Source organism: Pseudomonas hefeiensis (assembly GCF_030687835.1).
Classification (GTDB): Bacteria; Pseudomonadota; Gammaproteobacteria; order Pseudomonadales; family Pseudomonadaceae; genus Aquipseudomonas; species Aquipseudomonas hefeiensis.
Genome location: NZ_CP117449.1, coordinates 1,949,910 through 1,964,384 on the forward strand (window position 1 = coordinate 1,949,910; position 14,475 = coordinate 1,964,384).

At 64.0% G+C, this 14,475-nt stretch carries 2 protein-coding genes (1 of these 2 cut by a window edge); both read left to right on the plus strand.

What is annotated here, in order from left to right; all coding sequences use genetic code 11:
* Positions 1–12,654: a non-ribosomal peptide synthase/polyketide synthase gene (locus tag PSH57_RS08690; RefSeq protein ID WP_305416484.1), complete on the plus strand. Its 12,654-nt coding sequence runs from the start codon at positions 1–3 to the stop codon at positions 12,652–12,654.
* Positions 12,654–14,475, plus strand: partial view of a non-ribosomal peptide synthase/polyketide synthase gene (locus PSH57_RS08695; RefSeq protein WP_305444862.1) — the start only. It continues 11,768 nt past the right edge of the window; the window shows 1,822 of its 13,590 coding nt (coding positions 1–1,822); its start codon is at positions 12,654–12,656; the stop codon falls past the right edge of the window. Before PSH57_RS08690 ends, PSH57_RS08695 begins: the two co-directional genes overlap by 1 nt.

Sequence of the window (14,475 nt, forward strand, 5' to 3'; positions counted from 1 at the left end):
ATGAATGCTGAAGACGCCTTGAAACTTGCTCGCCGGTTTATCGGGTTGCCCCTGGACAAGCGCCGGATGTTCCTGGCGGCGCTGGACAAGGAGGGCGTCGAGTTCAGCGGTTTCCCCATCCCCCAGGGCGTCGAAGCCGAAGATCGCCAAGCCTTGTCCTACGCCCAGCAGCGTATGTGGTTTCTCTGGCAACTGGAGCCCGGCAGCGCGGCCTACAACCTGCCGGGGGCGGTGCGGCTCAAGGGCGCGCTGAGCCTGACGGCGCTGGAGCAGGCTTTCGCCAGCCTCGTCGCGCGTCACGAAACCCTGCGCACGGTGTTCCAGCGTCAGGCGGACGATAGCCTGTTGCAAGTGCCGACCTGCGCGCCGCTGGTGATCGAACAACAGGATTTTCGTGCCTTGCCGGCCGCCGAGCGCGAACGGGCGGTGGCCGAGGCGGCGCAGCAACAGTCGCTGCTGCCCTTCGATCTGGCGGTCGGGCCGCTGCTGCGGGTCAAGCTACTCAAGCTCGACGAGCAGGAACACGTGCTGTTGCTGACCTTGCACCACATCGTCTCCGATGGCTGGTCGATGAACGTGCTGATCGACGAATTCATCCGTTGCTACGACGCCCATGAAGCGGGGCAGTCGCCGCAACTCGCGCCGCTGCCGATTCAGTACAGTGACTACGCTCTGTGGCAGCGCCGCTGGCTCGAAGCGGGCGAACAGGCGCGGCAACTCGAGTATTGGCAGGCACAACTGGGCAGCGAGCATCCGGTGCTCGAACTGCCGACCGATCACTCGCGCCCGGCGATGCCGAGCTATCGCGGCAGTCGTCATGAGTTTGCCATCGATGCCGCTTTGGCGGAGCAACTGCGCAGCACCGCCCAGCAGCATGGCATCACGCTGTTCATGCTGTTGCTCGGCGCGTTCAACGTGCTGTTGCATCGCTACAGCGGCCAGTCCGATATCCGCGTCGGCGTGCCGATCGCCAACCGCAATCGCGATGAAATCGAAGGCCTGATCGGCTTCTTCGTCAACACCCAGGTGCTGCGCAGCGAACTCGACGGGCAAACCCGTGTTGCCGATTTGCTCCGCGCAGTCAAAGAGACCGCGCTCGGTGCCCAGGCTCATCAGGACCTGCCATTCGAGCGCCTGGTCGAAGCCTTGAAGCTGGAGCGCAGCCTCAGCCATACGCCGTTGTTTCAGGTGATGTACAACCATCAGCCGCACGTGGCCGACATCACCACGGTCAGCACCGCGTCCGGGCTGGAACTCGGCATGCTCGACTGGCAGGGCCGCACCACCCAGTTCGACCTGACCCTGGACACCTACGAAAAGGCCGGCAAGCTGCACGCCGCGCTGACGTACGCCAACGACCTGTTCGAAGCACCCACCATCGCGCGCATGGCCCGGCATTGGTTGCGTTTGCTGGCGGCGATGGTCGCCGATCCATCGCAACGCATCGGCGAATTGCCGCTGCTCGACGCCGACGAGCACAACGCCCTGGTGCACGGTGGCAATGCCACGGCCCAACGCTATCCGAGCGACCGGTGCATGCATCAACTGATTGAAGCGCAGGTGGTGCGTACCCCGGATGCTCCGGCGTTGTTGTTTGGCGAACAACGCCTGAGCTACGCCCAACTCGATGCCCGGGCCAACCGCCTGGCCCATCTGCTGCGTGAGCGGGGTGTGCGGCCGGACAGTCTGGTGGGGATCTGCGTCGAGCGTTCGGTGGAAATGGTGGTCGGCCTGCTGGCGATCCACAAGGCCGGCGGCGCCTATGTGCCGCTGGACCCGGAGTACCCGCAGGATCGTCTGGCCTACATGATCGAAGACAGCGGCATCGCGTTGCTGCTGACCCAGCGCTCGCTGTCGGCGGGGCTGCCAACCGCTGGCGTCACCGTGATTTTGCTTGATCAGCCGAGCGGCTGGCTCGACGGTTACAGCGAGCGTCGCCCCGAGGTGACGGTTGATCCGTTGAGTCTGGCCTATGTGATCTACACCTCCGGCTCCACTGGCAGACCCAAGGGCGCGGGCAATAGTCACGCGGCACTGGTCAACCGTTTGTGCTGGATGCAGCAGGCTTACGGCCTGGACGACAGCGATGCGGTGTTGCAAAAAACCCCGTTCAGCTTCGACGTGTCGGTGTGGGAATTCTTCTGGCCGCTGATGGCTGGTGCGTGTCTGGTGGTGGCCGCCCCGGGCGCGCACCGCGACCCGTTGCAACTGATCGATATCATCAACCATTACGGCATCAGCACGCTGCACTTCGTACCGTCGATGCTGCAGGCGTTTATCCATGAACCGGGCGTGGAAACCTGTGAAGGGCTAAGGCGCATCGTTTGCAGCGGCGAAGCCTTGCCGCTGGACGCGCAGAAACAGGTCTTTGCCAAACTGCCGAACGCCAGCCTCTACAACCTGTATGGGCCGACCGAAGCGGCCATCGACGTGACCCACTGGACATGCGTCGACGAAGGTGCCGATTGCGTGCCGATCGGTCGGCCGATCGCCAACCTGCGCACCCACGTGCTCGACGCCCAATTGGCGCCGGTGCCGTACGGCGTGCCTGGGGAGTTGTACCTGGGCGGGGCGGGGCTGGCGCGCAGTTATCACCAGCGCCCGGCGCTGACCGCCGAGCGTTTTGTGCCATGCCCCTTCCATGACGGCGCGCGTCTGTACCGCACCGGCGACCGGGTGCGCCAGCGTGCCGACGGGGTGATCGAATACCTTGGCCGCCTCGACCATCAGGTCAAGCTGCGCGGCCTGCGCATCGAGCTGGGCGAAATCGAAAGCCGCCTGATGCAGCACCCGCTGGTGCGCGAGGCGGTGGTGCTGGTGCAGGACGGCAAGCATCTGGTGGGTTATCTGGTACTGGAAAACACCCACCCGAACGAACAGTGGCAGCAGGACCTCAAAGCCTGGCTGCTGGGCAGTCTGCCGGAATACATGGTGCCGACCTACCTGATGCCATTGGCCAGATTACCGGTCACCGCCAACGGCAAACTGGACCGCAAGGCCCTGCCACAACCGGATGCCGCGCCGCAGCAAGCATTCGTCGCGCCGCAGGATGCGCTGCAGATCGCGCTGGCTGAAATCTGGCAGGACGTACTTGGGCTGGAGCGGGTCGGCCTCGAAGACAATTTCTTCGAGCTGGGCGGTGATTCGATCATCTCCATTCAAGTGGTGAGCCGTGCGCGACAGGTCGGTATCGGCATCAATCCGCGTGATCTGTTCCAGTACCAGACCGTGCGCAGCCTGGCCCTGGTCGCCAGCCTCGACCAGCACAGTGCGGTGGATCAGGGACCCATCACCGGCGATGCCTTCCTTGGACCGATCCAGCAGCAGTTTTTCTCGCGACCGATGAACGCCCGTGAGCACTGGAACCAGTCGCTGTTGCTGACCGCTCGCGAGCCCTTGAATGGGCAATGGCTCGACGCGGCGCTGACCTGCGTGATCAATCATCACGATGCCTTGCGCCTGCGCTTTGTGCCAGGCGCGGACGGCTGGCAGCAGAGCCACGGACCGTTGCAGCAAAGCGCTGATCTGTGGCTACGCGCTGCCCAATCCGCCGAGCAATTGAATGCGCTGTGCGACGAGGCGCAGCGCAGCCTCTCCCTGCAAGAGGGGCCGCTGTTGCGCGCCATGCTGGTGAATCTGGCCGACGGCAGTCAGCGCCTGGCGCTGGTCATCCATCACCTGGTGGTAGACGGTGTGTCGTGGCGGGTGTTGCTGGAAGATTTGCAGCAGGCTTACGAACAACTGGCGGCGGGTGGTGGCGTGACCTTGCCGGCCAAGACCAGTGCGTTCCAGAGCTGGACCGCGCGTCTGCACGCCGAAGCGTCGCGCTTTGACGATCAGTTGGCCTACTGGAAAGCCCAGCACCAGGGCGCGCTGGACCTGCCGTGCGAGCGTCCCCAGGGCAGCCTGGAAAATGCCCACGGCGCGAAGATCGAATGGCGTCTGGATGCCGACCTGACCCGACAATTGCTGCAACGGGCGCCTGCGGCGTATCGCACCCAGGTCAACGATCTGCTGCTGACCGCGCTGGCCCGCACCCTCAGTCGCTGGAGCGAGCAGCCAGGCACGCTGATCGAACTGGAAGGTCATGGCCGTGAAGCGCTGTTCGATGACATCGACCTGACCCGGACGATGGGGTGGTTCACCAGCCTGTTCGCGGTGAAGCTGACGGCCACCGACGATCTCGACGGTTCGATCAAGGCAATCAAGGAACAACTGCGCGGTGTCCCGGACAAAGGTTTGGGTTATGACGTGCTGCGTCATTTGGCGGCACCTTCGGTGCGCACCGAGCTGGCGGATCTGGCGCCACCGCGCATCACGTTCAACTATCTCGGCCAGTTCGACCGGCAGTTCGATGAGTCGGCGTTGTTCGTGCCGTCCCGCGAAGGCAGCGGCGTCGCCCAGGATCCGACGGCACCACTGGCCAACTGGCTGACCGTGGAAGGTCAGGTCTATGGCGGCGAACTGGCGATGAGCTGGGGGTTCAGCCGTGAGATGTTCGACAGCGCGACCGTGCAGCAACTGGTCGATCGATACGCCATTGAGCTCAAGGCGCTGATCGAGCATTGCGCCAACCAGGTCACGCCGCAAGCCACGCCGTCGGACTTCCCGATGGCGCCTGTCACTCAGGCGCAACTTGACGGGCTGCCGGTGCCGGCCGGCCAGCTCGACGACCTCTACCCGCTGTCGCCGATGCAGCAGGGGCTGTTGTTCCACACCCTCTACGAGCAGGCCGCCGGTGAGTACGTCAACCAGTTGCGGGTGGACGTGCAAGGCCTGGACATTGAGCGTTTCCGCGCGGCTTGGCAGGCCACCGTCGATGCGCAGGACATCTTGCGCAGCGGCTTCGTCTGGCAGGGGCAATTGCAGCAGCCGCTGCAGATCGTCCACAAGAAGGTGCAATTGCCGTTCACGGTGCTGGACTGGCGCGAGCGTAGCGACCCGTCGCAGGCCCTTGCCGCGCTGGCCGACACCGAGCGCGCACAAGGTTTCGATCTGAGCCAGGCGCCGCTGTTGCGCCTGGTGCTGGTGCAGACCGGCGCCGGGCAATGGCATTTGATTTACACCTATCACCACATCTTGATGGACGGCTGGAGCAATTCGCAGCTGCTCGGTGAGGTGATGCAACGCTACAGCGGCCGCACGTCGGCCAGCGCCGTCGGGCGTTATCGCGATTACATCGCCTGGCTGCAACGTCAGGACGGGCAATTGAGCGAGGCGTTCTGGAGCGCTCAACTGGCGACTTTGCAGGAGCCGACCCGCTTGGCGCGCGTGATCTCCGCCAGCGAAATCCACAGCGGTCATGGCGATCACTTCCAGACCCTGGACGTCCCGCGCACCCAGGCCCTGGAACAGTTTGCCCGCCAGCAGAAAGTCACCCTCAACACCCTGGTGCAAGCGGCGTGGCTGTTGTTGCTGCAACGCTATACCGGTCACGACTGCGTCGCCTTTGGCGCCACCGTGGCCGGGCGTCCGGCGGACTTGCCGGGCATCGAGCAACAGGTCGGCCTGTTCATCAACACCTTGCCGGTAATCGCCGCGCCGCGCCCGGATCAATCGGTCGGTGCCTGGCTGCAAGCGGTGCAGGCGCAGAACCTGAGCCTGCGCGATTTCGAGCACACGCCGCTGGCCGACATCCAGCGCTGGGCCGGGCAGGGCGGCGAAGCGCTGTTCGACAACATCCTGGTGTTTGAAAACTACCCCATCGCCCAGGCCCTGCAAGAAGGCGCCGGGCAGGGCGTGGTGTTCGGTGAGGTCACTCACCAGGAGCAAACCCATTACCCGTTGAGCGTTGCGGTGACCATTGGCCAGAGCCTGGCGCTGCACTACAGCTTTGACCGGGCGCATTTCAGCCCGGCGACCATCGCCGGCATCAGCGAGCATCTGTTGCAACTGCTGGAACGCTTCGCCGAATCGGCGGTGCGCAACCTGGGGGAAATCGCCTTGGCCGGCGCCGAGGAGCAGGCCCGGCAACAGGCTGCCAACCACCCGCAGCCGTACCCGACCGACATTGCCGTACACCAGCGCATCGCCCATCTGGCGGCGCTAAACCCGCACAGCACGGCGGTGATCTTTGACGGTCAGCGTTTCAGTTATGGCGACATCGAGCAGCGGGCGAACCAATTGGCCCACGCACTGATGGCCCATGGTGTGGGCCCGGAAACCCGGGTCGGCGTGGCTTTGCCGCGCAGCGAAGGGGTGATTGTCGCGCTGCTGGCGGTGCTCAAGGCTGGCGGTGCTTATGTGCCGCTGGACACCGGCTACCCCCGTGAGCGCCTGGCGTACCTGATCGAGGATTCAGGGCTGGCATTGTTGCTCACCGACTCCAGGGTGTCAGCGCAGTTGCCGTTGGAAGGCGCCGCCCAGGTGCTGGAACTTGACCGCCTGGATCTGAGCTCGCAACCGCTGAGCGCACCGTCCGTCCAGATCGACCCGCAGAACCTCGCCTACGTGATCTACACCTCCGGTTCCACCGGTCATCCCAAGGGTGTGAGTGTGGCCCATGGTCCGCTGGCGATGCACTGCCAGGCCATCGGCGAACGCTATGAAATGCACAGCAGCGATTGCGAATTCCATTTCATGTCCTTCGCCTTCGACGGCGCCCATGAACGCTGGCTCACCAGCCTGACCCACGGTGCCTCCTTGCTGATTCGCGATGACAGCCTGTGGACCCCGGAACAAACCTACAACGCCATGCGCGAGCACGCTGTGACGGTGGTGGCGTTCCCGCCGGTTTACCTGCAACAACTGGCCGAACACGCCGAGCGCGAAGGCAACCCGCCGAAGGTGCGGATCTATTGCTTTGGCGGCGATGCGGTGGCCAACGCCAGTTTCGAACGGGTCAAGCGCGCCCTGAATCCAGATTTCATCATCAACGGCTACGGCCCGACCGAAACCGTGGTCACGCCGCTGATCTGGAAAGCGGGTCGTGACGTGGTGTGCGGGGCAGCGTATGCGCCCATCGGCAGCCGCATCGGCGACCGTAGCGCCTACGTGCTGGACGCCGACCTGAACCTGCTGCCTCAAGGCATGGCCGGTGAGCTGTACCTGGGCGGCAGCGGTCTGGCCCGGGGTTACCTCAACCGTCCAGGTTTGACGGCCGAGCGGTTTATCGCCGACCCGTTCAGTGCTGACGGTGGCTTGCTGTACCGCACCGGCGACCTGGTGCGCCAGCGCGCCGACGGCACCTTCGATTACCTGGACCGCATCGACAACCAAGTGAAGATTCGTGGTTTCCGCATCGAACTGGGAGAAGTCGAAGCCAGCCTGCAAGCCCTCGATGGCGTGCGTGAAGCGGTGGTGGTCGCCCAGCAAGGCAGTGCCGGCAGCGGCAAACGTTTGGTGGCCTATGTGGTGGCCGATGAGTCAACGGCCCCGCGTGCCGATTTCACCGAGCACCTGCGCGACCAGCTCAAGGCCACCCTGCCGGCGCACATGGTCCCGGCCTATCTGCTGCTGCTCGAACGCCTGCCGCTGACCCCCAACGGCAAGCTCGACCGCAAGAACCTGCCCAAGCCTGACGTCAGTCAATTGCAGCAAAGTTACGTGGCACCGCGCAGTACCCTGGAGCAGCAACTGGTGTCCATCTGGCAGGACGTGCTCAAGCTCGGGCAAGTCGGCTTGCGGGATAACTTCTTCGAACTGGGGGGCGATTCCATCGTCTCGATCCAGGTGGTCAGCCGTGCCCGTCAGGCCGGTATTCATTTCACCCCCAAAGACTTGTTCCAGCACCAGACCATCGAAGCGTTGGCGGCGGTGGCGCGTCTGGGTGAAACCACGCACGTCATCGATCAAGGTCCGGTGAGCGGTGAGCTGACCCTGTTGCCGGTGCAACGGCTGTTCTTCGAGCAGGCAATCCCTGAGCGTCAGCACTGGAACCAGGCGGTGATGCTCAAGCCCATGCACGCTCTGGATGCCCGTGTGCTGGCGCAAGCCTTGAGCGCGCTGGTGGTGCATCACGATGGCTTGCGCTTGAGCTTCAGCGAACGCAGCGAGGGCTGGCAGGCTACTTACCGGTCTCCGGCCAGCCACTGCGCGGACCTGCTCTGGGCCGTGGACGCGCCTGACGCTCAGGCGCTGGAAAACATTGCCAATCGCGCGCAACGCAGCCTGGACCTGCAAGACGGGCCACTGCTGCGGGCGGTGCTGGCGACGTTGGCCGATGGCAGCCAGCGGCTGTTGCTGGTAATCCATCACCTGGTGGTGGACGGCGTGTCGTGGCGGATTCTGTTCGATGATCTGCAAAGCGCCTACCGGCAACTGGCCGACGGCGGGATGCTGCAGTTGCCAGCGAAAACCACCTCGGCACAGGAGTGGGCCGAACGTTTGCAAAGTTATGCCCGCAGCGCGCCGCTGCAGGAAGAACTGGCTTACTGGCAGACCCAGTTGGAGGGCGTCGATGGGCGGTTGCCGCTGGATAATCCCCAAGGCGGCCAGCAGAACCACCTCGCGCTGACGGTACGCACCCGGCTCGATGCTTCATTGACCCGCCAACTGCTGCAAGACGCGCCCAAGGCCTATCGCACCCAGGTCAATGATCTGCTGCTCACCGCGTTGGCCCGGGTCATGGTGCGCTGGACCGGCAGCGACAGCGCATTGATTCAGCTCGAAGGCCATGGCCGCGAAGCGTTGTTCGATGACGTGGACCTGACCCGCACCGTCGGCTGGTTCACCAGCCTGTACCCGGCCAGACTGACTCCGTCGACGGACCTGGGGAGTTCCCTGAAGCAGATCAAGGAGCAGTTGCGCTCGATCCCCAACAAAGGCCTGGGTTTTGGTGCCTTGGCCCATCTGGCGGATAACCCGACGCAGGCGATCCTTGCCCGGCTGCCAGTACCGCAGCTGACCTTCAATTACCTCGGGCAGTTCGATGCCAGCTTCAGCGAAACGCAAGGTGCCTTGTTCGTGCCAGCCAGCGAAGGCGCCGGCGATGAATTGAACGCCCAGGCACCGCTGTCCAACGTCCTGGCGCTTAACGGCCAAGTGTTTGGCGGCGAACTGAACCTGGGCTGGACCTTCAGCCGCGAGCAGTTCAACGAAGCCACGGTCCAGGCCCTGGCCGACGATTACGCCCGCGAGCTGCAAGGCTTGATCGAACATTGCTGCCATGGCGAGCATGGCGGCGTGACGCCGTCGGACTTCCCCCTGGCCCACCTGAACCAGCAGCAACTCGATGGATTACCGGTGGCGACGGCGCAGATCGCCGACCTCTATCCGTTGTCGCCGATGCAACAAGGGATGCTGTTCCATAGCGTCTACGGCGACGCCACGGGCGACTACATCAACCAATTGCGCCTGGACGTTGAAGGCCTGGAGCCGCAACGTTTCCGTCACGCCTGGCAGGCGGCGGTGGAGGCCCATGACATCCTGCGCACGCGGTTCGTCTGGCAGGGTGACCTGCCTGATCCGGTGCAGATCGTCAGCAAGCAGTTGGACTTGCCTTACCGCTTGCATGATTTGCGGGGCGATGCGCAGCGCGATGAAACCTTGCAGGCCCTGGCCGAAGCCGAACGCCGGCAGCTGGACCTGAGCGCGCCGGCCCTGTTGCGACTGCTGATCGTGCGGCTCGATGAGCAGCGCTATCAGTTGATTTACACCCACCATCACATCCTGATGGACGGCTGGAGTAACTCGCAACTGCTCGGCGAAGTGCTGCAGCGCTACAGCGGCCAACCCGTCGTCGCCTCTGGCAGCCGCTTCCGGGACTACATCGCCTGGCTGCAATGCCAGGATGCGGCGGCCAGCGAAGCGTTCTGGAAGCCCGTGCTGCAACGCCTGGAGGCCCCGACGCGGCTGGCCGATGCCGTTGCATCACCGACCCAGACCGGCGCCGGTTATGGCGATCACGTGCAAGTACTGGACGAGGCGTTGACCCGACGTCTGGAAGCCTTCGCCCGCGCCTCGAAAGTCACCGTCAACACGCTGGTACAGGCCGCGTGGCTGCTGCTGTTGCAGCGCTACACCGGCAAAGACACCGTGGCCTTTGGCGCGACGGTGGCCGGTCGTCCGGCGGACTTGCCCGGTATCGAGCAGCAGATCGGCCTGTTCATCAACACCCTGCCGGTGATCGCCAGCCCTCGGGCCGAGCAGTCCCTGGACAGTTGGCTGCAAGCGGTACAAGCACAGAACCTGGCGCTGCGCGAGTTCGAGCACACCGCGTTGCTGGACATCCAGCGCTGGGCCGGGCAGGGCGGTGAAGCGCTGTTCGACAGTTTGCTGGTGTTCGAGAACTACCCGATTTCCCAGGCGCTGGAACAGGGCGCACCGGACGGTTTGCGCTTTGGTCCGCCGCTCACCCAGGAACAAACCAGTTACCCATTGACGCTGTTGGTGGGATTGGATCGGCAACTGTCGGTGCACATGAGCTACCAGCAGGCGAGTTTCTCGGCGGCCGCGGTGGAACGGCTGGCGGCCCATCTGGCTCAGTTGCTGGGCCAGATGACTGCTCATGGAGAACGCTGCCTGGGTGAGTTGTCGATGCTGGAGTTTGATGAGCATCAGCGCCTGACCCATGACTGGAATCCGCTGGACGCGCCGTTCGAACAGAATCTGTGCATCCACCAAATGATTGACCGTCAGGCTCAAGCCACGCCGGATGCCCTGGCGGTGACCTTCGCCAACACTCGCCTGAGCTACAGCGAACTCGATGGCCGCGCCAATCGCCTGGCCCACCAGCTCATCGAGATGGGCGTTGGCCCGGAAGTACGGGTGGGCGTGGCGATGCCGCGCTCCGAGCAGTTGTTGATTGCCTTGCTGGCGGTGCTCAAGGCCGGCGGCGCCTACGTGCCGCTGGACCCGGATTACCCGGCCGAGCGTGTGGCCTACATGCTCGACGACAGCCGCGCGCGGGTGCTGCTGACCGAGCAAGCGGTGGCGGCGACGCTGACCGTGCCGACCGAAACCGCTGTGCTGATGCTGGATCAGCTCGACCTGGCGCACTATCCATTGAGCGCGCCGCCCACAGCCGTGACGCCCGACAACCTCGCCTACGTGATCTACACCTCCGGCTCCACCGGCCAACCCAAGGGCGTGGCGATTGCCCATCGCAACGTGCTGGCGCTGATCGACTGGTCCAGATCGGTCTACAGCCGCGACGACATCCAGGGCGTGCTCGCTTCGACTTCGGTGTGTTTCGACTTGTCGGTGTGGGAGCTGTTCGTGACCCTGGCCAACGGCGGTTCGCTGATCATCGCCCGCAATGCGTTGGAGTTGCCGCAACTGCCGGCCCGCGACCAAGTGCGCCTGATCAACAGCGTGCCCTCGGCCATCGCCGCGTTGCAGCGCAACGGCGAAATCCCGCCCAGCGTGCGCATCATCAACCTGGCCGGGGAACCGCTGAAGCAAAGCCTGGTGGATGCGCTGTATCAACAGCCCACCGGTGAGAGCGAGCCTGTGCAAGCCAAGCCTCTAGAATCAGAGTCTGCAAGAGCAGAACCTGTGGGAGCAAAACCAGTAGAAGCAGATGCAGTAGAAGCAGAGCCAGTAGAAGCAGGTGCAGTAGGAGCAGAGCCTGTGGGAGCAAAGCTTGCTCGCGATAGCATTCTATCGGCTGGCCCATGTGTAGCTGACCCACTGCCATCGCGAGCAAGCTTTGCTCCCACAGATTTGGCTCCCACAGAATTAGCACTCACAGGCTGTGCTTCCTCAGACTGTGCTTCCACAGGCGTACTCCCTCACGGGATCGAGCACGTCTACGACCTTTACGGCCCTTCGGAAGACACCACCTATTCCACCTGGACCCGCCGCACTGCCGGCGGCACGGCGAACATCGGCCGGCCGCTCAAGCACACCGCCAGCTACCTGCTGGACGCCGACCTGCACGCGGTGCCCCAGGGCGTTTCGGCCGAGCTGTACCTGAGCGGCGCGGGCATCACCCGTGGCTACCTCGGCCGCGCCGCGATGACGGCCGAGAAGTACGTACCCAATCCGTTTTCCACAACCGGCGAACGTCTGTACCGCACGGGTGACTTGAGCCGTTATCGCGCCGATGGCGTGCTCGAATATCAGGGCCGCATCGACCATCAGGTGAAGATCCGCGGCTTCCGCATCGAGCTGGGAGAAATCGAAGCACGGCTGCTGCAACAGCCCCAGGTGCGTGAAGTGGCGGTGCTGGCCCAAGACGCCCCGGGCGGCCAGCAACTGGTGGCCTACGTGGTCGCTCCGTCCCTGAACCTGGAGGTCACCGAGGAGCAACGCGCACTGCGCGATGAACTCAAGGCCAGGCTCAAGGAACACCTGCCCGATTACATGATTCCGGCCCACCTGCTGTTCCTCGATCAATTGCCGCTGACCCCCAACGGCAAGCTCGACCGCAAGGCCCTGCCGGCTGTGGACGCTGGTGGGTTGCAGGCCGGTTATGTCGCTCCGGTCAGTGAGCTTGAGCAACAGGTCGCGGCGATCTGGGCACAGGTGCTCACGGTGCAGCGCGTGGGCCTGAACGATCACTTTTTCGAGCTGGGCGGCCATTCGCTGCTGGCGGTCAATGCCGTCTCGCGCATGGCACTCGAACTGGGGTTGACCCTGACCCCACAGCTGATTTTCCAGCACCCCGTCCTCAGGGATTTTGTCGCGCAACTGGACGCCGGGGACGCGCCAATCAATGAACAGAAACTCAGCAAGCTGCAAGCCCTGCTTGATGAAATGGAGGAGGTTTGATGGACAAGAGTGTTGCTTTGACGATTGCCAAGCGCTTTATCACTCTGCCGCTGGACAAACGTAAGCTGTACCTGGAGAAGATGCTCGAAGAGGGCGTCTCGCCGGCCAATCTGCCGATTCCCCAGGTACGTCTCGGGTTCGACCACATCCCGCTTTCCTACGCCCAGGAACGTCAATGGTTCCTCTGGCAAATGGATCCCCACAGCTCGGCTTACCACATCCCCAGTGCCCTGCGCCTCAAAGGGCACCTGGACGTGCCGGCCCTGGAGCGCAGTTTCAACGCACTGCTCGAGCGCCACGAAAGCTTGCGCACCACCTTCAGCGAGAACGGCGAGCAAACCGTGCAGGTCATCCACCGGCACATGCCCCTGGGCATCGCCGTGCAGGCCTTGACCTCCGCTCCGTCGGCCAGCCAGGACGACGCCATCAAGGCGTTCGTCGAGGCTGAAACCGCACGCCCGTTCGATTTGCGCCAGGGGCCGTTGCTGCGGGTTTCGCTGTTGAAAATCGCCGAGGACGACCACGTGCTGGCGCTGATCCAGCACCACATCATTGCCGATGGCTGGTCGATGCAGGTGCTGGTGGATGAACTGGTGCGTCACTACGCGGCCGACACCGCCGGCCAGCCGTTGGCGTTGCCAGTGCTGAGCGTGCAATACGCCGACTATGCGATCTGGCAGCGTCACTGGCTCGAGGCCGGTGAGCGTGAGCGGCAGTTGGCCTATTGGGTGCAGACCCTGGGCGACGAACAACCGGTATTGGAGTTGCCCCTCGATCATCCGCGCCCGCCCGTGCAGAGTTTTCGCGGTGCGCGCCTGGACCTGAACCTGCCGCCGGAACTGGGCGCGGCGCTCAAGCAGTTGGCCCAGCGCGAAGGCGCCAGTCTGTTCATGGTCTTGCTGGCCTCGTTCCAGGCCTTGCTGCATCGCTACAGCGGCCAGCCGCAGATTCGCGTCGGCGTGCCGGTGGCTAACCGCAATCGGGTCGAGACCGAGGGCCTGATCGGCTTTTTCGTCAACACTCAGGTGCTCAACGCTCACGTGGATGGACAACTGCCGTTCGACCGTTTGCTCGCGCAGGTCAAGCAGTCGGCCATGGCCGCCCAGGCTCATCAGGACTTGCCGTTCGAGCAGTTGATCGAGGCCCTGCAACCTGAACGCAGCCTCAGCCACAGTCCGATCTTCCAGGTCATGTTCAACCACCAGACCGCCAGCGACACCCAGGAGCGGCAACTGCAGCTGCCACACTTGAGCGTCGAAGACCTGGTGTGGGAAGGGCGCACCGCCCAGTTCGATCTGACCCTGGGCACTTATGAAACCGGGCAGGGTGTGGCGGCGGAGCTGACTTACGCCACCGATCTGTTCGAACCCCACACCATCGAACGCCTGGCCCGCCACTGGCAGAACCTGTTGCAAGGCATCGTCGACGCGCCCCAGCAGCGCATCGGTGAGTTGCCGCTGCTTGACACCGTCCAACAGCGCCGCACGCAGCAAGACTGGCACCGCGTGGTCGACCATGGCAGCGACGGCCTGTGCGTGCACCAGCGCATCGCCGAACAGGCGCGCAAAACGCCTGATGCACTGGCGTTGACCATTGATGGACAGGCCTTGAGCTACGGGCAACTGGAGGCGCGCGCCAACCAGCTCGCCCATCACTTGATTGGCCTGGGCGTGACGCCGGACCAGCCGGTGGGCATCGCGGTGCAGCGCAGCGCCGAGATGATTGTCGGCCTGCTGGCGATCCTCAAGGCCGGCGGCGCTTATGTGCCGCTGGACCCGGCGTACCCCGAGGATCGCCTGGCCTACATGATCCAGGACAGCG

Coding starts and splice junctions, on each gene's coding strand:
- PSH57_RS08690 (WP_305416484.1), top strand. CDS start 1: ATGAATGCTGAAGACGCCTTGAAACTTGCTCGCCGGTTTATCGGGTTG.